The organism is Pseudomonas sp. LJDD11, assembly GCF_024584215.1.
GTDB lineage: Bacteria > Pseudomonadota > Gammaproteobacteria > Pseudomonadales > Pseudomonadaceae > Aquipseudomonas.
On sequence record NZ_JANJFL010000007.1, the window covers coordinates 76,660 to 99,605 of the forward strand.

A 22,946-nucleotide genomic window follows, 5' to 3' on the forward strand; every position below is an offset into this window, starting at 1 on the left:
TCGGTCAGTCACTGAGTAACCGTCCGTGACGTCGCGCGGTGCGCCCCGCCACTTTGGCCAGCCAGAAACCAGGTTGAGCGTAACGCAGCCGCTCGACGGCAAACAGCACGCCGGCGCTGGATGAACACAAGGTGCTGACCTGATCGGACAGCGGATCGATGACTTCGAACAACGGCTCGCCGGCCTCGACCCAGGCACCAGGCTCACGCAGGAACGTCACCACACCGGGGTGTGGCGCATACAGCAATTCAGTGCCTTCGAAAGGCATGCCTTCGCAGGCCTCAAATGCGGCCTGCGGCCATTCACCCTCGATAAAGCCCTGCTCGGCGAGAAACGCAAGGATACCGGCCGCATGCGCCTGTGCTGCGGCAGCGCCGGTGTCGGCCTGGCCGCCCAGCTCCAGCGTGGTGGCCAGGCAGGCCAGCGGGATCTGCGCGTCGGGGAAGATCCGCGACAGGCGCAACCAAGGCAACGAGCAGGCTTCGTCGAACGAGCTGCCGCCGGAGTCTTCGGCCAGCAGCGCGACCTTCATGCCCATGTGCGCGGCCAGCGAACGCCATTGCGGCCAGTGCTGCGGCAAAGCGTACATATGCAGCGCTGCTTCGGCATCGCAGTGCAGGTCAAGCACCACATCGGCATCACAGGCATGGCTGAGCAACAAGCGCTGCAAGCCGTCCAGCTCGCTGCTCGCCGGTGGCAGACCGGCCAGCGCATCGCGCATGGCCTGACGCACCAATTGCACGTTGGCACGCTGATCATCGCCCAGGCGACCCTCAAGGCTGGCCGCCACCGGCTCGCTCAGCTCGAAGAAATCCCGATTGAAATTGCGCCCGCTGCCGAACTCGAAGCGGCCCTGATGCGCGCCCTGGAACAATTGCCCCAGGCCCAGCGGATTGGCCACCGGCACCAGTTCGACAGTGCCTTTGAGCGCGCCTTGGACCTCAAGCTCGGCCAGGCGCTTTTTCAGCTCCCAGGCGGTGCGCATGCCGGGTAGCTCATCGGCATGCAAACTGGCCTGGATATAGGCCTTGCGCTCGCCGACACCGAAGCGAAAGACACTGAGTTGGCGACTGCTGCCGAGGCTGCTCCACGGCAATGGGTGATCGATTCGTTGCATGTCAGACCTTCCTTGGGGCCAGGTAACCCAGCCAGCGACGCTCGGCGATCCGGAACAGCCGCACGAGAACGAAAGTCAGGCACAGATAGAAAACGCCTGCGGTGATATATGCCTCGAAAGGCAGGTAATACTGGGCATTGACGGTACGCGCCGCACCGGTCAGATCAATCAGGGTGACAATCGACGCCAGACTGGTGGTCTGCAGCATCATGATCACTTCGTTGCTGTACTGCGGCAATGCACGGCGCATTGCCGAGGGTAGCAGGATACGCCGGTACAGGGTCACCTCGGACATGCCCATCGCCCGCGCCGCTTCGATTTCTCCCGCCGGGGTGGCCTTGAGGCTGCCAGCGATGATCTCGGCGGTGTAGGCGCTGGTGTTGATGGCAAACGCCAGGCAGGCGCAGAAGGTCGCGCTCGACAGCCACGGCCACAGCAAGCTTTGACGCACCGCCTCGAACTGCGCCAGCCCGTAGTAGATCAGAAACAGCTGCACCAGCATCGGCGTGCCGCGAATCACATAGGTGTACAGCCACGCAGGAAAGTTGACCCAGCGTTTTTTCGAAACCCGCATGATGCCCAGCGGCAACGCCGCCAAAAGGCCGAAAAACAGCGAAATGAGCAGCAACTTGATGGTGGTCAGCATCCCGTCCAGATACAGCGGCAGGCTGTCCCAGACCACGTTGTAGTCGAACATCATAGGTCCACCGCCTTCACGCCTACGGTGTAGCGTTTTTCCAGGTAGCGCAGCGCCAGCAGCGAAACGCTGGTGATCAGCAGATACAACGCCGCCACGGCCAGAAAGAACGTGAACGGCTCGCGGGTGGCATCGGCTGCCTGCTTGGCCTTGAACATCATGTCCTGCAAGCCGACCACGGAGATCAGCGCGGTGGCTTTGACCAGCACCAGCCAGTTATTGGTGAAACCGGGGATCGCCAGGCGGATCATCTGCGGCACCTGAATGCGCCAGAACACCTTGAAAGCACTCATGCCGTAAGCCATGCCGGCCTCGGTCTGGCCCTTGGGGATGCCCAGAAAGGCACCGCGAAAGGTTTCCGACAGGTAGGCGCCGAAGATGACACCCAGCGTGAAGATGCCCGACACGAAAGGATCGAGGTCGATGTACTCATCGAAGCCGAGCAGCGGCGCGACACGGTTGAGCAGGTCCTGACCGCCGTAGAAGATCAGCAGGATCAGCACCAGATCGGGAATGCCGCGCATCACCGTGCTGTACAGGTCGCCCAGCCGCGCCAGCCAGCGCACCGGCGACAGACGAATCGCCACGCCGAGCAACCCCAGGACGATTGCCAGGGCCATCGAGGACAGGGCCAACTGCAAGGTCAGCCAAGTGCCTTCGAGGATAACGGCCCCGTAGCCATTCAACATGTTATGTGGTCCTCAAGCCTGAAAATAAAAATGGCGCAACACGCGTGCGCCATTTTGACAGCGGTTGCCCCGCCTTTACTTGCCGTAGATATCAAAATCGAAATACTTATCCTGAATGGCCTTGTATTTGCCATTGGCGCGGATGGCCGCGATGGCAGCGTTCAGACGCTCCAGGTTCTGCTTGTCGCCCTTGCGCACCGCAATGCCGATGCCTTCACCGAAGTATTTCGGGTCAGTGAAAGACGGACCGGTGAACGCATAGCCTTTGCCTGCGTCGGTTTTCAGGAAGCCGTCCTGCAGCAGGGTTGCGTCAGCCACGGTGCCGTCCAGCCGACCGGCGCCGATGTCCAGATAGATTTCGTTCTGCGAGCTGTACGGGGTCACGGCCACGCCTTTGGGCGCCAGCACTTCACGGGCGAAACGCTCGTGGATCGAGCCGCGCTGCACACCAATGCGCTTGCCTTTGAGCTCTTCGAGGCTGTCGCTGACAACAGTGCCGTCTTTCATGACCAGACGCGCAGGCGAGTTGTAGTACTTGCCGGTGAAGTCCACCGACTTCTTGCGGTCGTCAGTGATCGACATCGACGACAGGATGGCGTCGATCTTGCGCACTTTCAGCGCCGGGATCAGGCCGTCGAACTCTTGCTCGACCCAGGTGCACTTGACCTTCATCTCTTCGCACAGGGCGTTGCCGATGTCGTAGTCGAAGCCAACGATGTTGCCGTCGGCGGCCTTGGAGGCGAACGGAGGGTAAGCCGCTTCAATACCGATTTTCAGTGGTTTCTCATCGGCCAGAACCGGCTGGGCAAGCATGGACAACGCCAATGCGCCGAAAAGCACAAGCTTTTTCATTCCTGAAACTCCATCGGTAAAACAATTAGGTGGCAGATTGAGCATAGAACCCAATGCACTGAGAAGCAGCAAATCTGCGACGCGCAGGCTTGAGGCCGAACAGCCGGCCTGGGCGAATGGCCGGGCATTTTAACGGCAGGTGAAAAGTCGATATTTCTCTGAGGCGACAACTAATTACAGAATCTTCAAAGGCGCAGAATGAGTGCATTGACAAAGCGCAGGATGATTGATCCAGATGATTTTCTGTGACTCACAGAAGTCTCGACCTAACCATAGGAGGGGCTTGAGCCCCGAAGCTCTCTATCCCCGAAGATTTAGCACAAGGCCTTCGCGGCTGAAGCCGCTCCTACGGGGTAATGCCGATCAGTGACTCGCAAAAAAACGCCCCGCCCGGTAATTCCGGGCGGGGCGTCTTTTATATCGCGCGAATCAGGCGGCGCTCATGGTCTTGTGGGTGTCGACCAGATGCTGCACCACGCCCGGATCGGCCAGGGTGGAGATATCGCCCAGCGAGTCATATTCGCCGGTCGCAATCTTGCGCAGGATACGGCGCATGATCTTGCCCGAGCGGGTTTTCGGCAGGCCCGGCGCCCACTGGATCACATCCGGCGAAGCAATCGGGCCGATTTCCTTGCGCACCCAGTTGCGCAACTCCAGACGCAGCGCCTCATCCGGCACTTCGCCCGAGTTGAGGGTCACGTAGACATAAATGCCCTGGCCCTTGAGGTCATGCGGCACACCAACCACTGCCGCTTCGGCGACTTTCGGGTGGGCCACCATGGCGCTCTCGATCTCGGCGGTGCCCATGCGGTGGCCGGAAACGTTGAGCACGTCATCGACCCGGCCAGTGATCCAGTAGTAGCCATCTTCGTCGCGACGCGCACCGTCGCCGGTGAAGTACATGCCGCGGAAGGTCTTGAAGTAGGTGTCGACGAAGCGGTCGTGGTCGCCGTACAGCGAACGCGACTGGCCCGGCCAGGAATCGAGGATCACCAGGTTGCCCTCGGCCGCACCTTCGATCAGGTTACCGAGGTTATCCACCAGCGCCGGGATCACACCAAAGAACGGACGGGTTGCCGAACCTGGCTTGAGCGCCGTGGCCCCTGGCAACGGGCTGATCAGGATGCCGCCGGTCTCGGTCTGCCACCAGGTATCAACGATCGGGCAGTTCTGCTTGCCCACCGTGTTGTAGTACCAGCCCCAGGCTTCAGGGTTGATCGGTTCGCCCACAGACCCCAGCAGGCGCAGGCTGGAACCGTCGGCACCTTCTACCGACTTGGTACCTTCGGCCATCATGGCGCGGATCGCGGTCGGGGCGGTATAGAGGATATTGACCTTGTGCTTGTCGACGATTTTCGACACCCGGGTGATGTCCGGATAGTTAGGCACGCCTTCGAACAACAGGGTGGTTGCGCCATTGGCCAGCGGGCCGTAGACAATGTAGCTGTGGCCGGTGACCCAGCCCACGTCGGCGGTGCACCAGTAGACCTCGCCCGGACGGTAGTCGAACACCCGCTCGTGGGTCAGCGAGGCGTACAGCAGGTAACCGGCGGTGGTGTGCAGCACGCCTTTAGGCTTGCCGGTGGAGCCGGAGGTGTAGAGGATGAACAGCGACTCTTCGGCGCCCATTTCTTTCGGCGCGCAGGTGCTCGATGCCACTTCCAGCAACGCGTGATACCAGATGTCACGATGGCGGTTCCACTCGATGTCGCCACCGGTGCGCTTGCAGACGATAACCTTCTGCACGCTGCTGGTTTCCGGGTTGGTCAGGGCGCGGTCGACGTTGGCCTTGAGCGGAGTTTTCTTGCCGCCACGCAGGCCTTCGTCGGCGGTGATCACCACCTTGGAACTGCAGTCGATGATGCGCCCGGCCAGGGCTTCGGGAGAGAAGCCGCCGAACACCACCGAGTGGATGGCGCCGATCCGCGCACAAGCCAGCATGGCGACCACCGCCTCCGGGATCATCGGCATGTAGATGGTGACCACATCACCGCGGTGCACGTCCTGGCCGCGCAGGGCGTTGGCGAACTTGCAGACTTCAGCGTGCAGTTCACGATAGGTGATTTCACGGTGCTCGGACGGGTCGTCGCCTTCCCAGATGATCGCGATGCTGTCGCCGCGCTCTTCAAGGTGACGATCCAGGCAGTTGTAAGCCACGTTGAGGGTGCCGTCAGCGAACCACTTGATGTCGACCCGATGGTCGTCGAAGGACGTCTGCTTGACGTGGGTAAAGGGTTTGATCCAGTCGAGGCGCTTGGCCTGTTCACGCCAGAAGCCGTCGGGGTTGACCACCGACTGCTGGTACATGGCCTTGTAGGTCGCCTCATCGGTCAACGTATTGGCCGCAACTTCTGGGCGCACGGGGTACAGGGAAGCTGCACTCATCTTGGTTACCTCGGTGGATAGTTGTTGTTGTATGGAACTGTTTTATCCCGCCACCGATTGTAGGGCCATTCGACGATGGTCTTACCGAAGCGGCCACCCCCGCCAAGACGCCCGGCCCTGAGGGCGACCCGCTGATTGTTGCAGTTTTGCCAAAAATGCTTAGCCGCCTGGCGCGTTTATTCCGGCGCACAGCACTTCTAGAATGGCCCCCGCCAACCGGCAAACAGCAGACAAATCCACACGCAGACGGCTTGCCCATCGACCTGAAAACGGTCGATGCGCCCTCTCTCGCACTGGATTTCATTCTTACAGAAGGTTCACCAATGAAACGCTCAATCTGGATTCTGGCACTTTGCGGTCTCAGCACACTCGCCCTGGCTGATGATTCCGGAGCCCGAACAGCCAGCCAGACCGATTCGGCCACACCGGTGGTTGAAACCTACACCTACGACATGCATCCGGATATCGCCCGGGTGATCTCGATCAGCCCGATGCCCAACGTTTGCGGTGTAGTGCCGGTGCGCATGACTTACCAAGACTCCCATGGCCAGCAGCACATCATGCGCTACCAAGTGCTGGCCTCCGGTTGCGGCAACAGCTGACCCGGTTGCTTCGGACAACAACAACAACAACAACAACAACAACAACAACAACAACAACAAGCGCCTTGCGCAACTGCCCGGCAAGGCGCGCTCGACCGCGCTGCAGGCAAGACCCGCCGAGGGCTATGCTATGGTTCTGGTTTGCACAACAGGAGCACCTCTATGACCGCCCTGCACGAACGCTCATGCCAGCCCTGTCACGGCAATGCCAGCCCGGTCAGTGATGACGACCTGAAAATCCTGCTGCCACAGCTGCCCGGCTGGCGCCTGGAAACCCGCGACGGGGTCCGCCAGCTGGAAAAAGCTTACGACTTCAAGAATTTCGCCAGTGCCCTGGCCTTTACCAACGCCATCGGTGCGCTGGCCGAAGCCGAGGATCATCACCCGGCATTGCTGACTGAATGGGGCAAGGTCACCGTCACCTGGTGGACCCATGCAATTGGCGGCCTGCACGCCAATGATTTCATTCTGGCGGCCCGCACCGAAGGCGCGGCGCAGCAGGCGGAAGGGCGCAAATAGCGGCTGTCTGCCAGCTTTTTTACCGACAGTGAAATCGGCTATTTGTTTCCAGGAGTAAACAAAAAAGTCTGTTTGTCATCTTCACTGCGCTATCCTGTCAGCGCTTTGTTAAGCACGGTTCTATCTGCAAACCCCTTGCGAGGAGCAATGACTATGCATGAAATCCCGAACTTCCCCTTCACAAGCACTCAGGAATCGGCTCAGTCGATCCTGGCCCAGCAGGAACTTGGCGTCATCGTCGAGCTGCCAACCACCCAGTCTGAAGACAGCCAACAGCCTGTCGAAGACTGAAAGGTGACCACAGGCGTATCGAAAACAGCGTTTGTTGTTTTCCATACGCCTGTCATGATTTCCCTCCCGCTGCTCAAAAGAAGTTCCCATGACTGAATTCTCGCCAGCCCAGGCCGACGCACTGATCGGCACCGCCGAAAAAATGATCGAAATCTGGACGCGCCTGAGTCCGGAAAAGCAAAGCGCGTTGCTCAGCCGCTTCGGCACCAAAGAAAATGCCCTGGCCGCACTGGTCACCACTCGTTTGCTGTCGCCTGCCAATAGCTGACCTCTCTTTTCATCAGAACGGTGTCATCACTGCGCGCCCGTCGTTATGATGGAGGCCGATTGTAAGCTTGCTAAGGTTTTGCCCGGTTTTCTCAATCGGGCGCCATAACAACACCGGCTGGCGACAATCTTCATATTTCGTCCCCAGCCTTGCGACCTCTGATGACCACGCTCAAGCAAACACCCCCACCAACACAACTGCAGGTCACCCGGCAGGTTGTGTCAATCGTGATGTTCACCTTCATCGGCTACCTGTACATCGGCATCCCGCTGGCCGTGCTGCCCGGCTTTGTACATAACGACCTGGGCTTTGGCACGGTGACTGCCGGGCTGGTGATCAGTGTGCAGTATCTGGCCACCCTGCTCAGCCGCCCCTGGGCCGGGCGGGTCATTGATAACCTGGGCTGCAAAAAGGCCGTGCAGTATGGCCTGCTTGGCTGCGGCGTCAGCGGGGTGTTCATGCTGCTGGCGGTTGGCCTGCAAGACTGGCCATGGCTGAGCCTGGTCTGCCTGTTGGTGGGCCGGCTGATTCTAGGCAGCGCAGAGAGCCTGGTCGGCTCGGGGGCAATCGGCTGGGGAATTGGCCGGGTCGGTGCACAGCATACGGCCAAGGTGATTTCCTGGAACGGCATCGCCAGTTACGGCTCGCTGGCCATCGGCGCCCCGCTGGGGGTATGGATGGTCAACAGCTACGGGCTGGCCAGCATGGGCCTGAGCCTGATTGTGCTGGGGTTCGTCAGCCAGCTGTTGGCCTGGAAAAAGCCTCCGGTGCCGATCGTCAGCGGCGAGCGCCTGCCGTTCATCCATGTCCTGGGCCGGGTATTTCCGCACGGTATGGGCCTGGCACTGGGGTCGATCGGTTTTGGCACCATCGCCACCTTCATCACCTTGTATTACGCCAGCAACCAGTGGCCCAACGCAGCGTTGTGCCTGAGCCTGTTCGGCGCCTGCTTTATCATCGCGCGGCTGATCTTCGGCAACCTCATCAACCGCCTGGGCGGCTTTCGTGTGGCCATCGTCTGCCTGAGCGTCGAGACCTGCGGATTGCTACTGCTATGGCTGGCCCAATCGCCGGAACTGGCCCTGACAGGCGCGGCGTTGACCGGTTTTGGCTTCTCGCTGGTATTCCCGGCGCTGGGCGTCGAAGCGGTGAATCTGGTACCGGCCTCCAGCCGCGGCGCAGCGGTGGGTGCCTATTCGCTGTTCATCGACCTGTCGCTGGGCATCACCGGGCCGCTGGCCGGCGCCATTGCCGCCGGGTTCGGCTTTGTATCAATCTTTCTGTTCGCCGCCCTGGCTGCACTGGCGGGGTTGTTGCTCAGTATCTGGCTGTATAGACGCAGCCGGGTTCAATAGTCGACCTTGCCCCGCCCCGACTTGATCGAACTGCGCTTGGTCTTGGACTCCAGGCGGCGCTTTTGCGAACCGAGGGTCGGCTTGGTGGGGCGGCGTTTCTTCTCGACCTTGCTGGCGCTGACGATCAGCTCAGTCAGGCGCAACAGCGCGTCGTTACGGTTCTGCTCCTGAGTGCGATACTGCTGGGCCTTGATGATGATCACTCCGTCAGCCGTGATGCGGCTGTCGCGCAGGGCCAGCAGGCGCTCCTTATAGAACTCGGGCAGTGACGAAGCCTTGATATCGAAGCGCAGGTGGATCGCGCTGGAGACCTTGTTGACGTTCTGCCCACCGGCGCCCTGGGCGCGAATCGCCGACCATTCGATTTCGCAATCAGGCAGGTGAACGTTGCTGGAGATAATCAACATAGCGCCTCCGTGGGCCTGCCATGAGCCAGGCCCGAATCGCCGCTCAGGCCTTGATAGCCGCCTTGAGCGACTTGAGCAAGTAGAACAGCCACATCGCCGCCAGCCACAACGGAATGGCGAACACCGAATTACGGATGCCGGGAATCAACAGCATGATGCCCAGGATCAGCACCACGAAACCCAGGCACAGGTAGTTGCCCAGCGGATACCAGAGCGCCTTGAATGCCGGAACCTGGCCGGTGCGTTGCAGATGCTGGCGGAATTTCAGGTGCGAGTAACTGATCATCGCCCAGTTGATCACCAGGGTCGCGACCACCAGTGACATCAACAGCTCCAGCGCCTCGCCGGGCATGAAATAGTTGATCAATACCGCCATGACCGTCACCGCTGCCGAGAGCAGGATGGCCCGTACCGGCACACCGCGGCGGTCGACCTGCGCCAGGCTGCGCGGCGCGTCACCCTGCTCAGCCATGCCCACCAACATTCGGCTGTTGCAGTAGGTGCCACTGTTGTACACCGACAGCGCTGCCGTCAGGACCACGAAGTTGAGCAGGTGCGCGGCGGTGTCGCTGCCGAGCATGGAGAACACCTGAACGAACGGGCTGCCACTGTAGGAATCGCCCGAAGCATTGAGGCTGCCTAGCAGGGTGTCCCACGGGGTCAGCGACAACAGCACTACCAACGCACCGATATAGAAAATCAGGATGCGGTAGATGACTTGGTTGATGGCCTTGGGAATCACGGTTTTCGGCTGGTCCGCCTCGGCGGCGGTGAAACCGAGCATTTCCAGCCCGCCAAAGGAAAACATAATGAACGCCAGGGCCATCACCAGACCGCCCAGCCCGTTGGGGAAGAGGCCGCCATGCTCCCACAGGTTGCTGACCGAGGCCTGCGGGCCGCCCTTGCCGCTGACCAACAGGTAGCTGCCCAGCGCAATCATGGCGATGATCGCCAGCACCTTGATGATCGCGAACCAGAACTCGGTTTCGCCGAACACTTTGACGTTGGTCAGATTGATGGCGTTGATCAGCACAAAGAACACTGCGGCCGTGACCCAGCTCGGGATCTCCGGCCACCAGTAATGCACGTACTTGCCGACCGCGGTCAGCTCCGACATGCCGACCAGGATATACAGCAACCAGCAGTTCCAGCCCGACAGAAAGCCGGCAAAACCGCCCCAGTAGTTATGCGCAAAATGGCTGAACGAGCCGGCCACCGGCTCCTCGACAATCATCTCGCCCAATTGGCGCATGATCAGAAAGGCAATGAACCCACACAGGGCGTAGCCGAGAATCATCGACGGACCGGCGGACTTCAATACCCCGGCCGAACCCAGGAACAAGCCGGTGCCCACCGCACCGCCCAGGGCGATCAACTGGATATGCCGATTCTTGAGCTTGCGTTGCAGCCCGCTCGGCTGTACGTCAGTTGCACTCATTGAAAACTACCCGATCTTTATCTTTGACTGAAATGACAAACGCCGGTCGAAACCGGCGTTTGCTTGAGGCTCAAGAGCCTTACTGGGGCTTGCGGCCCGGACCACGACGCGGCGCATCGTCACCCGACGGGCGCTTGCCGGCCGGCTTGCCCGGACGCTGACGCACGTCCGATGGCCGCTCGGCCACCGGCGTGGCACGACCACGACCGCCGCTGCGCGAATCGCCCGGCTTGCCGGACAGGTTCGGCCGCGCACGCTCTTCGGTCTTCGGCGCACGTGGCGCACGCTCGCTGCTGGCCGGGGCATCAGCCGCAGCCGCCGGACGCAGGTTGCGCACCCGCTCGCCCTTGCCCAATGGACGCGAAGACTGGCGCTGCAGGCGCTCCATTTTCTCGCGGCTCTTGCCACTCATCACCGGCATGGCGACCGGTTTGAGGCCGACTTCTGCCGCCAGGATGTCGACTTCCTGCTGGCTCATTTCGCGCCAGCGGCCCATCGGCAGGTCGGAATTGAGGAACACCGGTCCGTAACGCACCCGCTTCAGACGGCTGACCACCAGACCTTGGGATTCCCACAGACGACGCACTTCACGGTTACGACCTTCCATCACCACGCAGTGATACCAGTGGTTGAAGCCTTCGCCGCCCGGAGCTTTCTGCACGTCGGTGAAACGCGCCGGGCCGTCTTCGAGGATCACCCCGTTCTTCAGGCGCAGCAGCATGTCATCGTCCACTTCGCCACGTACACGTACCGCGTATTCGCGGTCCATCTCGTAGGAGGGGTGCATCAGCCGGTTGGCCAGCTCACCGTCAGTGGTGAACATCAGCAGCCCGGTGGTATTGATGTCGAGACGGCCGATGTTGACCCAGCGGCCTTCTTTGGGACGCGGCAGGCGGTCGAATACGGTCGGCCGGCCTTCAGGGTCGTCGCGGGTGCAGATTTCACCGTCCGGCTTGTTGTACATGATGACCCGGCGCACGTTCTCGCGGGACTCTTCGCGCTTGACCAGTTGCCCGTCGACACTGATCGCATCATGCAGGTCAACACGCTGGCCGAGGCTGGCGACAACGCCATTGACCTTGATCCGGCCCTGGCCGATCCAGGCTTCGACGTCGCGGCGCGAGCCCACGCCAATACGCGCCAGAACCTTCTGCAGTTTTTCGCCTGCGGGTTTTTCGGCCTGTTCGTCTTGCAGTTCTTTTTCACTCATCTGGGCACCTCCCGGTGTGTCGAATCAGGGTTCACCGAGGACCGGCAAAGCCTGTTGCCCGGCGGGCAGTGTGTGCCGCGCCCTGGCGAAATTCAAGAATCGTCTGGCCCCGGGTCGGTTGCCATCGGGCAATCACCGCGTTGCCGGGTCAGAGGGGCGCGAATCATACGCGCTTGTGGCTGGTTACGCACCCATGGTTATTTCTTTTTCCGCCGACCGGCGCCTTTGAGGGTACTCATGCGCTTTTTGGCCAGGCTCAGAATCTCGCTGCGCTGATCCTTGTCGAGCTTCTTCCAGGCCTTGATTTCTTTCTTGCTGCGGCCACAGCCGAGGCAGATATCAGCATCGAACTTGCACAGGCTGATGCACGGATTCTTGCTTGAACTCATTAATACCTCGGCTAGGGGAATGTCTGTAGCAGGGGCCGGGCGGCGATCCGCTTCAGCCCGAAGCCAAGCCACCTTTCGCAACTAAAGCGGCTTCTACAAGCGATCGCGGTGGGGTATCAAGCCGGTTTTTCCAGCTCGGCCTCGTCGTCTTCCTGGTCCTCGATCGCCGCCTGGGGTTGCTCGCGCAGCAGGTCATCGAAGTCGGTTTTGAGCCCCTGCTCCATATCGTCGAGTTCCAGCAGCAGGGTGCGAAAGCTGGTTTCCTCTTTCGGCGCGGTGTCGCCGTCGCCGACCTCTTCGCCTTCAAAGCTGGCATCGGCCAATGCCTGAAGGTGCGCCGGCACCGGTGCGTCGTCGATGTCCAGCAGCGGCTCGGGCTCCATTTCGCGCAAGTCGGCCAGCGGTGGCAGGTCTTCCAGGCTTTTAAGGTTGAAGTAATCGAGAAACGCTTTGGTGGTGGCCAGCATCGCCGGGCGACCCGGTACGTCGCGGTAGCCGACGATGCGTATCCACTCGCGCTCCAGCAAGGTTTTGATGATCTGGCTGTTGACCGTCACGCCGCGTACATCTTCGATCTCGCCACGGGTGATCGGCTGGCGATAGGCAATCAGCGCCAGGGTTTCCAGCATCGCCCGCGAGTAACGCTGAGGGCGCTCCTCCCACAGCCGACCGACCCACGGCGCATAGCGCTCGCGGATCTGCAAGCGGTAACCGGAGGCCACTTCTTTAAGTTCGAAAGCACGGCCTTCGCACGACTTGCCCAGCAGTTGCAGGGCCTTCTTGAAGACCGGCGGCTCCGGGCGCTCAGCCTCTTCGAACAGCTCGTACAGACGCTCCAGAGGCTGCGGCTTGCCAGAGGCCAGCAGAAAAGCTTCCAGCAAGGGCGCCAGGTCGCGGGGTTCATTGAGGTTCATGGCAGGTTTGCTCTATTCGGCTCGGGCGCGCACGTGGATGGCGGTAAAGGGTTCATTCTGCACCAGTTCGACCAGCGACTCCTTGACCAGCTCCAGCACGGCCATGAAGGTCACCACCACGCCCAACCGCCCTTCTTCGGCGCTGAACAGCTCGATAAAGGGCACAAACCCGCCGCCTTTAAGGCGTTCAAGCACGTCGCTCATGCGCTCGCGGGTCGACAGGGTTTCGCGACTGATCTGGTGGCTTTCGAACATGTCGGCACGGCGCAGCACCTCGGCCATCGACATCAGCACCTCTTCGATACTGACCTCCGCCAGCAGCTTGCGCGCCCGGGCCTCGGGTGCCTCAAGGCGCGGCACAATGATGTCGCGACCGACCCGGCTCAATTGATCGATGCCCTCGGCGGCATTTTTAAAGCGTTCATACTCTTGCAGACGACGGATCAGTTCGGCACGCGGGTCGTCTTCTTCGGCCTCGACGGCCTCGGAACGCGGCAGCAGCATGCGCGACTTGATCTCGGCAAGCATGGCGGCCATGACCAGATACTCGGCGGCAAGCTCCAGGCGCACGCTTTTCATCAACTCGACATAGCCCATGTACTGCTTGGTGATTTCCGCCACCGGGATATCGAGAATGTCGACGTTCTGCTTGCGGATCAGGTACAGCAACAGGTCGAGCGGCCCTTCGAACGCTTCGAGGAAAACCTCCAGCGCATCCGGCGGAATGTACAGGTCCAGCGGCAACTGGGTGAACGGCTGGCCATAGACCCGCGCCAGTTGTTGATCAAGTTGCGCCGGGCCGTCGAGTTCGATCATCAGGCGGGCTCGGCAAACGGCGTCGGGTCACCACAGCCAACCCGTACGATCTGCGGCTCGCCATCGGACAGGTTGATTACCGTGGAGGCCGAGACGCCGCCGATACCGCCGTCGATAATCAGGTCGACGTGGTGTTCAAGGCGGTCGCGCATATCCTCAGGGTCGCTCAGCGGCAAGCTGTCGCCGGGCAGGATCAGGCTGACGCTCATCATCGCCTCGCCCAGTTGCGCCAGCAACGCCTGGGCAATCGGATGCCCCGGCACCCGCAGGCCGATGGTGCGGCGCTTGGGATGCAGCACCAGACGCGGCACTTCACGGGTGGCGTTGAGGATGAAGGTATAAGGGCCGGGGGTATGGGCCTTGAGGGCGCGGAAAGCCCCGGTGTCGACCTTGGCAAACAGCCCCAGCTGCGACAGGTCGCAGCACATCAGGGTGAAATTGTGCTTGTCGTCCAGTTGGCGCAGGCGGCGGATACGCTCGATGGCGCTCTTGTCGCCGATCTGGCAGCCCAGGGCATAGGACGAGTCGGTCGGGTACACCACCAGCCCGCCGGCCTTGATGATCTCCACCGCCTGTTTGATCAGGCGTGGTTGCGGGTTCTCCGGGTGGACCTGAAAGAATTGGCTCACGGTAACTTCCTGTGTCATACAGCAGCAATCACGGGTTCTTGTTTGAAACGGTTCCATAGCGGCGGCAGATCTTCGGGCAGCGGCCGGTAAATACCGATTTCCGACCAGTGTCCCGGCCCGTGGAAATCGCTGCCGGCACTGACCAGCATGCCAAACTCCCGGGCCAGGATGGCCAGCGTACCGACCTGCTCGGCGGGCTGCATGCCGTTGACCGCTTCGATGGCATGGCCACCGGCCTGGAGAAAGTCGCCGACCAGGCGGCGTCGCTTGCTACGGGTGAAATCATAGTGCATCGGGTGTGCCAGGCTGACCCACGCGCCGGAAGCACGCAGGGTCGCGACCGTTTCTTCAAGGGTCGGCCAGTGTTGCTTGACGTCCCCAAGCTTGCCGGCGCCCAGCCACTTGCGAAACGCCTCGCCACGATCCTTGACGTATCCGGCATTGACCAGATAGTCGGCAAAGTGCGGCCTGGCCGGGGCATTGCCACTGTCGCCCAACGCCTGTTGCACGGCCCTTGCTCCCTGAAGAGCGCCGGGCATGCCCTTTAGTTCAAGTTTTCGGCTGATTTCCTCGGCGCGCAGCCAGCGCCCGTGGTGCAGGCGGTCGATGGCCTCTTTGAGCGCTGGGGCGTCGAGGGCAAAACCGTAACCCAATATATGGATGGTCGCCCCGCCCCAGGTGCACGACAACTCGACGCCGTTGATCAGTTGCATGCCCAGCTCGCGGGCCGCCGTGTGGGCTTCAGGCAGCCCTTCAATGGTGTCGTGGTCGGTCAGCGCCAGCACCCGCACGCCATTTTCATGAGCCCGGGCAACCACCCGCGCAGGGGCAAGGGCGCCATCGGAGGCCGTACTGTGGCAGTGCAGATCAACAATCATGGGAGAGCTTTCGCGGTCTTGGATGTTTGTTATTATGCCGCCACATCCCGCTTCTGGCTGCCATTGTGAAACAATTCATCGATTTCATCCCGCTGCTGCTGTTCTTCATCGTTTATAAAACCGACCCGCGTACTGTCGAGCTGCTCGGCCATCAAGTGTCGGTCGGCGGCATCTTCAGCGCCACCGCGGTGCTGATCATCAGCTCCGTGGTGGTCTACGGCGTGCTGTATTTCAAGCAGCGCATGCTCGAAAAAAGCCAGTGGCTGACCCTGGGGGCGTGCCTGGTGTTCGGTAGCCTGACCCTGGCGTTCCACAGCGAAACCTTCCTCAAATGGAAAGCCCCGGTGGTCAACTGGCTGTTCGCCCTGGCTTTTCTCGGCAGCCATTTCATTGGTGACAAGCCGCTGGTCCAGCGGGTCATGGGCCACGCGCTGACCCTGCCGCAAGCGGTCTGGGTACGCCTGAACATCGCCTGGATCATCTTCTTCGTATTCAGCGGCGCCGCCAACTTGTACGTAGCCTTTACCTATCAAGACTTCTGGGTCGACTTCAAGGTCTTCGGCAGCCTGGCCATGACCCTGGTATTCCTGGTCGGCCAGGGCCTGTACCTGGCCCGCTACCTGAGCGACTCCGCACCTGATTCTGCGACCAAACCCAAGGACTGACATGCTCTACGCCATCATTGCCACTGATACTGCGGACTCCCTGGAAAAACGCCTGAGCGTGCGCCCCGCTCACCTGGAGCGCCTCAACGCTCTGAAAGACGCCGGTCGTCTGGTGCTGGCTGGCCCTCACCCGGCCATCGACAGCAACGACCCAGGCCCGGCCGGCTTCAGCGGCAGCCTGATCGTCGCCGAATTCGAGTCGCTGGCTGCCGCGCAGAGCTGGGCCGAGGCCGACCCGTTCGTCGCCGCCGGTGTCTATGCCCAGGTTGTGGTCAAGCCGTTCCGTCAGGTTCTGCCCTGAGCCGCGCACCTGTCATTGGCCCGATAGAGTAAGTCATGAGCGAACTGTTATTGATTGACGATGACCAGGAGCTGTGTGAGCTGCTGGGCAGCTGGTTGTCCCAGGAAGGCTTTCAGGTGCGGGCCTGTCACGACGGTCAAAGTGCGCGCAAGGCCTTGAACGAGGCCGCCCCGGCGGCCGTGGTGCTGGATGTGATGCTGCCCGATGGCAGCGGCCTGGAGTTGCTCAAGCAATTGCGCAATGAACACCCCGACCTGCCGGTGCTGATGCTCTCGGCCCGTGGCGAGCCGCTGGACCGCATTCTGGGTCTGGAACTGGGCGCTGACGATTACCTGGCCAAGCCTTGCGACCCGCGTGAACTGACCGCACGGCTGCGCGCCGTGTTGCGCCGCAGCCACCCGGTCAGCACTTCAAGCCAGCTTGAGTTGGGTGACCTGAGCTTCAGCCCGCTACGTGGCGTGGTCAGCATCGACGAAAAAGAGATGACCCTGACCGTCTCGGAAAGTCGCCTGCTTGAAGCGCTGCTCAGCCAGCCCGGCGAGCCACTGGACAAACAGGAACTGGCGCAACTGGCGCTGGGCCGCAAGCTGACATTGTATGACCGCAGCCTGGACATGCATGTCAGCAACCTGCGCAAGAAGATCGGCCCGCACCCGGATGGCCGGCCACGCATCGTGGCGTTGCGCAGTCGTGGCTATTACTACAGCGTGTAGAGGCGGCCGGGCGGCAATCCGTCTCGCTCGCGAAGGGGGTGAGACATTCGCAGCAGATACTGTGGTTTCAACGGCCTCTTCGCGAGCAAGCTCGCTCCTACAATCTCTTTACCCAAGCTTTACGCAGGGTTGACCGCGCTTGACCTTGATCTCCCTAAACTGGGCTCCAACGGCAACGAGCCGGACTGGAAATCAGGAGACACACCATGCGCAAGACCCTTACCGCTCTGATGTTTGCCGCTGCCCTGCCAACCGTGGCCATGGCTGCACCCGTAGCCCCGGCAGACGGCCACGACGGCGGCCCGCGCTTTCACCAGGACCACGGCCCAGGCAAACACCGTGGCGGCCCATTCGGTGACCTGGACCTGAGCCGCGAGCAGCGCCAGCAGATCGGCAAACTGATGGGTGAACAGGCCCACGCCCGCAAGGAAATCAACGAGCGCTTCCTGGCCAAGCTGCCCGCGGCAGACCAGAAGGCCATGAAGGATGAGCTTGAAGCCAGCCGCACCAAGACTGACACCGCGATCCGTGGCTTGCTGACCCCTGAGCAGCAGAAGGAATTCGACGCCGACAAGAAAAAGCGCGAGGAACGTCGCGCCGAGTGGGCTGAATTCCAGGCCTGGAAAGCTGAAAAGGCCAAAAAGGCGCAATAATCCCCCTCGTGATGTCATCATCGCGACCCGGCATGCCCCGCATGCCGGGTTTTCCCGTTGCAGAGAGGTTGCTCCGTGCGTTCATTGTTCTGGCGAATCCTGGCCAGTTTCTGGCTGGCCATAGCCCTGGTGGCAGGGCTGTCGATTCTGGTCGGGCACATGCTCAACCAGGATGCCTGGGTGCTCAACCGCCACCCGGTGCTCAACGAGCTGCCGCAGAAGTGGACCAAGCGCTTTGAGGAACAGGGGCCCGATGCCGCCCAGGATTACCTGGAAAAACTCAAGCATCGCCACCGCATTGATGTGCAGGTGCTCAACAGCAACGGTGAAGCGGTAATCCCCGGTACTTTCCCGCCCCGCGCCGCAGCCTTCGAAGCCCGCCAGAAAAACGATCCCAAGCAATTGCCGTGGCGGCGGCTGACCACCGAATACACCAGCGAGACCAGCGGCGAAACCTACCTGCTGATTTATCGCATTCCGCACCCTGAGCTTGAGCAGTGGCATCGCCAGAGCCTGGTCTGGCCGCTCAGCGCGCTGTTCATTGCCCTGGTGGTGCTGACCCTGTTCAGCCTGATGGTGACCCTGTCGATCACCCGCCCGCTGAGCCGCTTGCGCAGCGCGGTCTATGACCTCGGCCAGACCAGCTATCAACAGCACAGCCTGGCGCAACTGGCCAACCGGCGTGACGAATTCGGCGTGCTGGCCAATGACTTCAACCGCATGGGCGCACGTCTGCAAAGCCTGATCGGCAGCCAGCGTCAGTTACTGCGCGATGTGTCCCACGAATTGCGCTCGCCGCTGGCCCGGCTGCGTATCGCCCTGGCCCTGGCCGGCCGGGCCACCCCGCAAGAGCGGGAAAAACTCTGGCCACGCCTGGATCGCGAGTGCGACCGCCTCGAAGCGCTGATCAGCGAGATTCTGGCGTTGGCGCGGCTGGATGCTGACCTGGCCAAGGCCGAACCGGTGGACCTCAATGAACTGCTGCACCGGTTGCGCAACGATGCGTTGCTCGATGGCCTGCCACCGGACATCGAGCTGCAGGTCGCCAACCCGCTGAGCGTTGAAGGCTGGCCGGACATGATCGAACGCGCCGTCGACAACCTGCTGCGCAACGCCCGACGCTTCAGCCCGCCGGAGCGCCCCGTACAACTGAGCGCCCAGCGCAGCGGCGAGCAGATCCGCATCAGCGTACGCGATCACGGCCCCGGCGCACCGGCAGAGCATCTGGCACAGCTGGGCGAGCCGTTCTTTCGTGCACCGGGTCAAACGGCTGCCGGTCATGGTTTGGGCCTGGCGATTGCCAAACGCGCCGCCGAACGGCACGGCGGCAGCCTGAGCCTGAGCAACCATCCCGACGGAGGCTTTGTGGCAATACTCGAACTGCCGCTGGTGCCAGTGAGCGGGCCTCCCGCTTAGCCGCTCATGCCCGCACAGCAAACACGGCCCCTCTGTGGGAGCGACCTTGGTCGCGAAAGGGCCAGTAAAATCGGCACATCTGCTGTGAATGTAAAGTCGTCTTCACGAGCAAGCTCGTTCCCACAGAGAACCGCGCCGACCTTAACCGATCGGCATTAGTCCTACATTGCGGCTCGCGGCTAAAGCAGATCGCCGGCCGACGGATCGCCGCCCGGCCGCTCCTACCGCTTCAGCCCTGCCAGGCGCTGACGAACGCGGCAGGATCTTCCTTGGCGGCCACACGGGGCGGGTTCTGCGGGGTGCCAAGGTATAGAAAACCCAGCACTTCTTCGTCATCACTCAGGCCAAAACCCTTGGCTACATGGGCCGAAAACGACAGCTCGCCGGTGCGCCAGACGCCGCCCAGGCCCAGCGCATAAGCCGCCAGCAACACCCCGTGGGCGGCGCAGCCGGCGGTCAGACGCTGTTCGCTGCGGGGCACCTTGGGGTGATCCTGCAAACGGGCGACCACCACCACGACCAACGGCGCACGCAACGGCCCCAGGCGCGCCTTGTCCAGTTGTTGCGCGCTGGCCTCGGGGTCTTGCAGCAGCAGTGCTTCGGCCAGCAGGTCACCCATGCGCTCACGGGCCGGGCCTTCGACGCTCAGGAAACGGTACGGCTTGAGCAGACCATGATCAGGCGCACGCAACGCCGCGCCGAACAGGATTTCACGCTGCGCAGCATCCGGGGCCGGCTCGACCAGACGCGGGACCGAAACACGGTTGAGCAATACATCGAGCGCCTGCATGGGCGAATCTCCTTGAAAGGTGGTCGGGCATTCTAGGCCACAGTGGCTATCAATAACGAGTGCAAACGCGATAAACAGCTACTCTTGGGCTAGCGGTTTACATGGCCTCAAGCGCAGGTAGAATGGCGCCTCCTTCCCCACCCGTCCGAGCAGTTTCATGGCGTTGCCGACCCTTCGCATCATCGGTTTTATCATCGGCATCTTCCTGATCACCCTGGCGATCTCGATGATCGTGCCGATGCTGACCCTGGTGATCTACGACCGTTTCGAAGACCTGCGCTCGTTCCTGTGGGCCAGCGCCATCACCTTTATCGCAGGTCTTGCGCTGGTGATGCCCGGGCGCCCGGAACATGTGCACCTGCGCCCGCGGGACATGTACATGCTGACCGTGTCGAGCTGGATCGTGGTGTGCATCTTCGCCGCCCTGCCGTTCTTGCTGACCACCCACATCAGCTATACCGACTCGTTCTTCGAGAGCATGTCGGGTATCACGGCCACCGGTTCGACCGTGCTTAACCACCTGGACAGCATGTCGCCGGGCATCCTGATCTGGCGCTCGATGCTGCACTGGCTGGGCGGTATCGGCTTTATCGGCATGGCGGTAGCGATCCTGCCGTTGCTGCGCATTGGCGGCATGCGGCTGTTCCAGACCGAGTCCTCGGACCGCTCGGAAAAGGTCATGCCCCGTTCGCACATGGTGGCCAAGTACATCATCCTCGCCTATGTCGGCTTTACCGTGTTCGGCAGCCTGGCGTTCTGGTGGGCGGGCATGGGCATTTTCGATGCGATCAACCATGCGATGTCGGCGATCTCCACCGGCGGCTTCTCCACCTCGGACCTGTCGCTGGCCAAATGGCCGCAACCGGCGGTGCATTGGGTCGCAGTGGTGGTGATGATCCTCGGCAGCCTGCCGTTCACCCTGTATGTGGCGACCCTGCGCGGCAACCGCAAGGCGCTGTTCAGGGATGAACAGGTGCAGGGGCTGCTGGGCCTGCTGCTGGTCACCTGGGCGCTGATGACCCTGTGGTACGGCCTGACCACCGACCTGCCATGGCTTGATGCCCTGCGCCACGTCGCGCTGAACGTCACCTCAGTGATCACCACCACCGGCTTTGCCCTGGGCGACTACAGCCTGTGGGGCAATTTCTCGCTGATGCTGTTTTTCTACCTGGGCTTTATCGGCGGTTGCTCCGGCTCGACGGCCGGCGGCGTGAAGGTGTTCCGCTTCCAGGTCGCCTACATCCTGCTCAAGGCCAACCTTAACCAGTTGATTCACCCGCGGGCGGTGATCAAGCAGAAGTACAACGGCCACCGCCTGGACGACGAGATCGTGCGCTCGATCCTGACCTTTTCGTTCTTCTTCACCATCACCATCTGCGTGATCGCCCTGCTGCTGTCGCTGCTCGGCCTGGACTGGATGACCGCCCTGACCGGCGCGGCCAGCACCGTGTCCGGGGTCGGTCCGGGGCTGGGTGAAGTGATCGGCCCGGCCGGCAACTTCGCCAGCCTGCCGGATGCCGCCAAATGGATTCTGTCGGCCGGCATGCTGCTGGGCCGGCTGGAGATCATCACCATCCTGGTGCTGTGCGTACCCGCATTCTGGCGTCACTGATGACGCGGCTTGTCGATCAGGGCTAGACTCAGACCTGATCGACAAGAGGACGTCATGCATGGAAAACGTCAGATCTTTCGCCAGTTTCGCGCAGTTCTATCCGTTCTATTTGCAGGAACACCGCAACAGCACCTGCCGGCGCCTGCACTTTGTCGGCACCAGCCTGGTGATCTTCCTGCTGGCGTTCGGTATCGGCAGTGGCCGCTGGTGGTTGCTGTGGTGGGTGCCATTGGCCGGTTATGGTTTCGCCTGGCTCGGGCACTACGTGTTCGAGAAAAACCGCCCGGCGACCTTCAAGCATCCGTTCTATAGCCTGCTGGCGGATTTCGTGATGTTCCGCGACATGCTGCTGGGCAAGGTGCCGTTCTGAAATGGCTTGCCGTGGACCGGCCGAGCGGCGATCCGTCGGGCGGCGATGCGCTGTAGGACCGGCCGGGCGGCGATCCGCTTCAGCCGGGAAAACATTCGCCGCTGAGCGGCTACGCGGAAACCCCGTTCGCGGCTGAAGCCGCTCCTACGAGGCCGTCACCGCCTGTTCTTCGCGCTGTTTCGCCGTGCCCTGCGCATCGGCCAGTCGATACAGTTCGATGGTGCCGTCCAAGTGTTCGATCAGCGCCGTGCAGGACTCGACCCAGTCACCGCAGTTGAGGTACTGCACATCCCCCACGTCGCGAATTTCCGCATGGTGGATATGCCCGCAGACCACGCCATCCAGTCCTCGGCGCACGCATTCGTGGGCGATGGCCTGCTCGAAGTCGCTGATGAAGCTCACTGCGGTCTTGACCTTATGCTTGAGGTACGCCGACAGCGACCAGTAGCCATAACCGTAGCGAGCGCGCCAGTGGTTGAGCCAGCGGTTGAGGGTCAGGGTGAATTCGTAGGCCGAGTCGCCCAGAAAAGCCAGCCAGCGGTGGTAGCGGGTAATCACGTCGAACTGGTCGCCATGGATCACCAGCAGGCGACGGCCATCGACGGTGACGTGCTCGGCCTCATCCACCAACTGGATATTGCCAAGGATCAGCTTCGAGTAACGGCGCAGGAACTCGTCGTGGTTGCCGGTGATGTAGATCACCTCGGTGCCACGCTTGCTCATGGTCAGCAGGCGGCGGATCACGTTGGTGTGCGCCTGGGGCCAGTACATGCCGCCGCGCATCTTCCAGCCATCGATGATGTCACCGACCAGGTAGATCGTGTCGGCCTGATAGCCTTTGAGGAAGGTCGACAGATGCTCGGCCTGGCAATCACGAGTGCCCAGGTGCACGTCGGAGATCCACAGGGTCCGTACCCGTTGCTTGCGGCTGGGTTTGGCGAATTCGGCGCTGGTCATACTGAACCTCCGG

Annotated in this window: 27 protein-coding genes; 12 read left to right on the top strand and 15 right to left on the bottom strand. The window is 61.7% G+C overall.

Annotation, left to right across the window (positions count from 1 at the left end):
- Positions 1–4 precede the first annotated feature (4 nt).
- The 5 genes from NRB16_RS10810 to acs form a co-directional block, all read right to left on the bottom strand.
- Positions 5–1,117: a M14 family metallopeptidase gene (locus tag NRB16_RS10810; RefSeq protein ID WP_257106136.1), complete on the bottom strand. Its 1,113-nt coding sequence runs from the start codon at positions 1,115–1,117 to the stop codon at positions 5–7.
- A 1-nt stretch (position 1,118) separates the two neighbouring features.
- On the bottom strand, positions 1,119–1,817 hold the full coding sequence (locus NRB16_RS10815) for an ABC transporter permease (protein WP_257106137.1): 699 nt from the start codon (positions 1,815–1,817) through the stop codon (positions 1,119–1,121).
- Positions 1,814–2,503, bottom strand: coding sequence for an ABC transporter permease (locus NRB16_RS10820; protein WP_045481566.1), 690 nt, complete (start codon positions 2,501–2,503; stop codon positions 1,814–1,816). Before NRB16_RS10820 ends, NRB16_RS10815 begins: the two co-directional genes overlap by 4 nt.
- Before the next feature lie 75 nt (positions 2,504–2,578).
- Positions 2,579–3,355 (bottom strand): ABC transporter substrate-binding protein, encoded by a 777-nt coding sequence (locus NRB16_RS10825; protein WP_257106138.1) that lies wholly within the window; start codon positions 3,353–3,355, stop codon positions 2,579–2,581.
- Positions 3,356–3,784: 429 nt separating this feature from the next.
- Entirely contained in the window at positions 3,785–5,740 is a 1,956-nt protein-coding gene (gene acs / locus NRB16_RS10830) for an acetate--CoA ligase (protein ID WP_045481573.1), read from the bottom strand.
- A gap of 323 nt (positions 5,741–6,063) precedes the next feature.
- Between acs and NRB16_RS10835 the strand changes: the two genes are divergently transcribed.
- The 5 genes from NRB16_RS10835 (at position 6,064) to NRB16_RS10855 (ending at position 8,775) form a co-directional block, all read left to right on the top strand.
- Positions 6,064–6,342, top strand: a complete 279-nt coding sequence (locus NRB16_RS10835; RefSeq protein WP_253141208.1) for a DUF2790 domain-containing protein — start codon at positions 6,064–6,066, stop codon at positions 6,340–6,342.
- Positions 6,343–6,504: 162 nt separating this feature from the next.
- Complete coding sequence (locus NRB16_RS10840) at positions 6,505–6,861, top strand: 4a-hydroxytetrahydrobiopterin dehydratase (protein ID WP_257106139.1); 357 nt, start codon at positions 6,505–6,507, stop codon at positions 6,859–6,861.
- 153 nt (positions 6,862–7,014) lie between these two features.
- A complete protein-coding gene (locus tag NRB16_RS10845) occupies positions 7,015–7,152 on the top strand; it encodes a hypothetical protein (protein WP_158497578.1) in 138 nt (45 codons plus the stop codon).
- A gap of 88 nt (positions 7,153–7,240) precedes the next feature.
- Positions 7,241–7,420, top strand: coding sequence for a hypothetical protein (locus NRB16_RS10850; protein ID WP_045481581.1), 180 nt, complete (start codon positions 7,241–7,243; stop codon positions 7,418–7,420).
- Between the two features lie 161 nt (positions 7,421–7,581).
- A complete protein-coding gene (locus NRB16_RS10855) occupies positions 7,582–8,775 on the top strand; it encodes an MFS transporter (protein ID WP_253141206.1) in 1,194 nt (397 codons plus the stop codon).
- Here NRB16_RS10855 and arfB read toward each other — a convergent pair.
- The 8 genes from arfB to NRB16_RS10895 all read right to left on the bottom strand — a co-directional run bounded on the left by arfB (position 8,769) and on the right by NRB16_RS10895 (position 15,456).
- Complete coding sequence (gene arfB, locus NRB16_RS10860) at positions 8,769–9,182, bottom strand: alternative ribosome rescue aminoacyl-tRNA hydrolase ArfB (protein ID WP_257106140.1); 414 nt, start codon at positions 9,180–9,182, stop codon at positions 8,769–8,771. The two genes, NRB16_RS10855 and arfB, sit on opposite strands and share 7 nt — an antisense overlap.
- Positions 9,183–9,225: 43 nt before the next feature.
- Complete coding sequence (locus tag NRB16_RS10865) at positions 9,226–10,620, bottom strand: amino acid permease (protein ID WP_257106141.1); 1,395 nt, start codon at positions 10,618–10,620, stop codon at positions 9,226–9,228.
- A 79-nt stretch (positions 10,621–10,699) separates the two neighbouring features.
- Complete coding sequence (gene rluB, locus NRB16_RS10870) at positions 10,700–11,830, bottom strand: 23S rRNA pseudouridine(2605) synthase RluB (protein ID WP_045481592.1); 1,131 nt, start codon at positions 11,828–11,830, stop codon at positions 10,700–10,702.
- Positions 11,831–12,027: 197 nt separating this feature from the next.
- Positions 12,028–12,219: a DUF1289 domain-containing protein gene (locus NRB16_RS10875; protein ID WP_045481595.1), complete on the bottom strand. Its 192-nt coding sequence runs from the start codon at positions 12,217–12,219 to the stop codon at positions 12,028–12,030.
- A gap of 116 nt (positions 12,220–12,335) precedes the next feature.
- Positions 12,336–13,133 (bottom strand): SMC-Scp complex subunit ScpB, encoded by a 798-nt coding sequence (gene scpB / locus NRB16_RS10880; protein WP_045481598.1) that lies wholly within the window; start codon positions 13,131–13,133, stop codon positions 12,336–12,338.
- Between the two features lie 12 nt (positions 13,134–13,145).
- Complete coding sequence (locus NRB16_RS10885) at positions 13,146–13,844, bottom strand: ScpA family protein (RefSeq protein ID WP_162484340.1); 699 nt, start codon at positions 13,842–13,844, stop codon at positions 13,146–13,148.
- 104 nt (positions 13,845–13,948) lie between these two features.
- Entirely contained in the window at positions 13,949–14,578 is a 630-nt protein-coding gene (locus tag NRB16_RS10890) for an L-threonylcarbamoyladenylate synthase (protein ID WP_253116773.1), read from the bottom strand.
- Positions 14,579–14,592: 14 nt separating this feature from the next.
- Positions 14,593–15,456, bottom strand: coding sequence for a PHP domain-containing protein (locus NRB16_RS10895; RefSeq protein ID WP_045481605.1), 864 nt, complete (start codon positions 15,454–15,456; stop codon positions 14,593–14,595).
- A gap of 65 nt (positions 15,457–15,521) precedes the next feature.
- On the opposite strand from NRB16_RS10895, the gene NRB16_RS10900 reads away from it, so the two are divergent.
- The 5 genes from NRB16_RS10900 to NRB16_RS10920 all read left to right on the top strand — a co-directional run bounded on the left by NRB16_RS10900 (position 15,522) and on the right by NRB16_RS10920 (position 19,204).
- The gene (locus tag NRB16_RS10900) at positions 15,522–16,121 is read left to right on the top strand and encodes a septation protein A (protein WP_045481607.1); all 600 of its coding nucleotides are present in this window, start codon (positions 15,522–15,524) and stop codon (positions 16,119–16,121) included.
- A 1-nt stretch (position 16,122) separates the two neighbouring features.
- The gene (locus NRB16_RS10905; protein WP_045481609.1) at positions 16,123–16,422 is read left to right on the top strand and encodes a YciI family protein; all 300 of its coding nucleotides are present in this window, start codon (positions 16,123–16,125) and stop codon (positions 16,420–16,422) included.
- A gap of 35 nt (positions 16,423–16,457) precedes the next feature.
- The gene (locus NRB16_RS10910; RefSeq protein WP_045481611.1) at positions 16,458–17,135 is read left to right on the top strand and encodes a response regulator transcription factor; all 678 of its coding nucleotides are present in this window, start codon (positions 16,458–16,460) and stop codon (positions 17,133–17,135) included.
- A 206-nt stretch (positions 17,136–17,341) separates the two neighbouring features.
- Positions 17,342–17,788 (top strand): Spy/CpxP family protein refolding chaperone, encoded by a 447-nt coding sequence (locus NRB16_RS10915; protein WP_045481613.1) that lies wholly within the window; start codon positions 17,342–17,344, stop codon positions 17,786–17,788.
- A 75-nt stretch (positions 17,789–17,863) separates the two neighbouring features.
- Entirely contained in the window at positions 17,864–19,204 is a 1,341-nt protein-coding gene (locus NRB16_RS10920; protein WP_045481616.1) for a HAMP domain-containing sensor histidine kinase, read from the top strand.
- A 229-nt stretch (positions 19,205–19,433) separates the two neighbouring features.
- On the opposite strand, the gene NRB16_RS10925 is transcribed toward NRB16_RS10920, so the two are convergent.
- Positions 19,434–19,994 carry a nitroreductase family protein gene (locus NRB16_RS10925; RefSeq protein ID WP_253116766.1) on the bottom strand — a complete coding sequence of 187 codons (561 nt, stop codon included), beginning with the start codon at positions 19,992–19,994 and terminating at the stop codon, positions 19,434–19,436.
- Positions 19,995–20,151: 157 nt separating this feature from the next.
- Here NRB16_RS10925 and NRB16_RS10930 point away from each other — a divergent pair, with 157 nt between their 5' ends.
- On the top strand, positions 20,152–21,606 hold the full coding sequence (locus tag NRB16_RS10930; RefSeq protein ID WP_045481621.1) for a TrkH family potassium uptake protein: 1,455 nt from the start codon (positions 20,152–20,154) through the stop codon (positions 21,604–21,606).
- A gap of 58 nt (positions 21,607–21,664) precedes the next feature.
- Positions 21,665–21,976 carry a DUF962 domain-containing protein gene (locus NRB16_RS10935; RefSeq protein WP_045481624.1) on the top strand — a complete coding sequence of 104 codons (312 nt, stop codon included), beginning with the start codon at positions 21,665–21,667 and terminating at the stop codon, positions 21,974–21,976.
- Positions 21,977–22,120: 144 nt separating this feature from the next.
- Here NRB16_RS10935 and NRB16_RS10940 read toward each other — a convergent pair whose 3' ends face one another.
- On the bottom strand, positions 22,121–22,933 hold the full coding sequence (locus NRB16_RS10940) for a UDP-2,3-diacylglucosamine diphosphatase (RefSeq protein ID WP_253116762.1): 813 nt from the start codon (positions 22,931–22,933) through the stop codon (positions 22,121–22,123).
- Between the last annotated feature and the right edge of the window lie 13 nt (positions 22,934–22,946).

What these genes read in the sequence shown, in the direction of transcription:
- rluB (WP_045481592.1), bottom strand. Translation starts at nt 11,830, where the DNA reads ATGAGTGAAAAAGAACTGCAAGACGAACAGGCCGAAAAACCCGCAGGC.
- arfB (WP_257106140.1), bottom strand. Translation starts at nt 9,182, where the DNA reads ATGTTGATTATCTCCAGCAACGTTCACCTGCCTGATTGCGAAATCGAA.
- NRB16_RS10875 (WP_045481595.1), bottom strand. Translation starts at nt 12,219, where the DNA reads ATGAGTTCAAGCAAGAATCCGTGCATCAGCCTGTGCAAGTTCGATGCT.
- NRB16_RS10810 (WP_257106136.1), bottom strand. Translation starts at nt 1,117, where the DNA reads ATGCAACGAATCGATCACCCATTGCCGTGGAGCAGCCTCGGCAGCAGT.
- NRB16_RS10940 (WP_253116762.1), bottom strand. Translation starts at nt 22,933, where the DNA reads ATGACCAGCGCCGAATTCGCCAAACCCAGCCGCAAGCAACGGGTACGG.
- NRB16_RS10915 (WP_045481613.1), top strand. Translation starts at nt 17,342, where the DNA reads ATGCGCAAGACCCTTACCGCTCTGATGTTTGCCGCTGCCCTGCCAACC.
- NRB16_RS10825 (WP_257106138.1), bottom strand. Translation starts at nt 3,355, where the DNA reads ATGAAAAAGCTTGTGCTTTTCGGCGCATTGGCGTTGTCCATGCTTGCC.
- scpB (WP_045481598.1), bottom strand. Translation starts at nt 13,133, where the DNA reads ATGAACCTCAATGAACCCCGCGACCTGGCGCCCTTGCTGGAAGCTTTT.
- NRB16_RS10865 (WP_257106141.1), bottom strand. Translation starts at nt 10,620, where the DNA reads ATGAGTGCAACTGACGTACAGCCGAGCGGGCTGCAACGCAAGCTCAAG.
- acs (WP_045481573.1), bottom strand. Translation starts at nt 5,740, where the DNA reads ATGAGTGCAGCTTCCCTGTACCCCGTGCGCCCAGAAGTTGCGGCCAAT.
- NRB16_RS10905 (WP_045481609.1), top strand. Translation starts at nt 16,123, where the DNA reads ATGCTCTACGCCATCATTGCCACTGATACTGCGGACTCCCTGGAAAAA.
- NRB16_RS10910 (WP_045481611.1), top strand. Translation starts at nt 16,458, where the DNA reads ATGAGCGAACTGTTATTGATTGACGATGACCAGGAGCTGTGTGAGCTG.
- NRB16_RS10895 (WP_045481605.1), bottom strand. Translation starts at nt 15,456, where the DNA reads ATGATTGTTGATCTGCACTGCCACAGTACGGCCTCCGATGGCGCCCTT.
- NRB16_RS10840 (WP_257106139.1), top strand. Translation starts at nt 6,505, where the DNA reads ATGACCGCCCTGCACGAACGCTCATGCCAGCCCTGTCACGGCAATGCC.
- NRB16_RS10930 (WP_045481621.1), top strand. Translation starts at nt 20,152, where the DNA reads ATGGCGTTGCCGACCCTTCGCATCATCGGTTTTATCATCGGCATCTTC.
- NRB16_RS10925 (WP_253116766.1), bottom strand. Translation starts at nt 19,994, where the DNA reads ATGCAGGCGCTCGATGTATTGCTCAACCGTGTTTCGGTCCCGCGTCTG.
- NRB16_RS10815 (WP_257106137.1), bottom strand. Translation starts at nt 1,817, where the DNA reads ATGATGTTCGACTACAACGTGGTCTGGGACAGCCTGCCGCTGTATCTG.
- NRB16_RS10835 (WP_253141208.1), top strand. Translation starts at nt 6,064, where the DNA reads ATGAAACGCTCAATCTGGATTCTGGCACTTTGCGGTCTCAGCACACTC.
- NRB16_RS10845 (WP_158497578.1), top strand. Translation starts at nt 7,015, where the DNA reads ATGCATGAAATCCCGAACTTCCCCTTCACAAGCACTCAGGAATCGGCT.
- NRB16_RS10935 (WP_045481624.1), top strand. Translation starts at nt 21,665, where the DNA reads ATGGAAAACGTCAGATCTTTCGCCAGTTTCGCGCAGTTCTATCCGTTC.
- NRB16_RS10820 (WP_045481566.1), bottom strand. Translation starts at nt 2,503, where the DNA reads ATGTTGAATGGCTACGGGGCCGTTATCCTCGAAGGCACTTGGCTGACC.
- NRB16_RS10855 (WP_253141206.1), top strand. Translation starts at nt 7,582, where the DNA reads ATGACCACGCTCAAGCAAACACCCCCACCAACACAACTGCAGGTCACC.
- NRB16_RS10850 (WP_045481581.1), top strand. Translation starts at nt 7,241, where the DNA reads ATGACTGAATTCTCGCCAGCCCAGGCCGACGCACTGATCGGCACCGCC.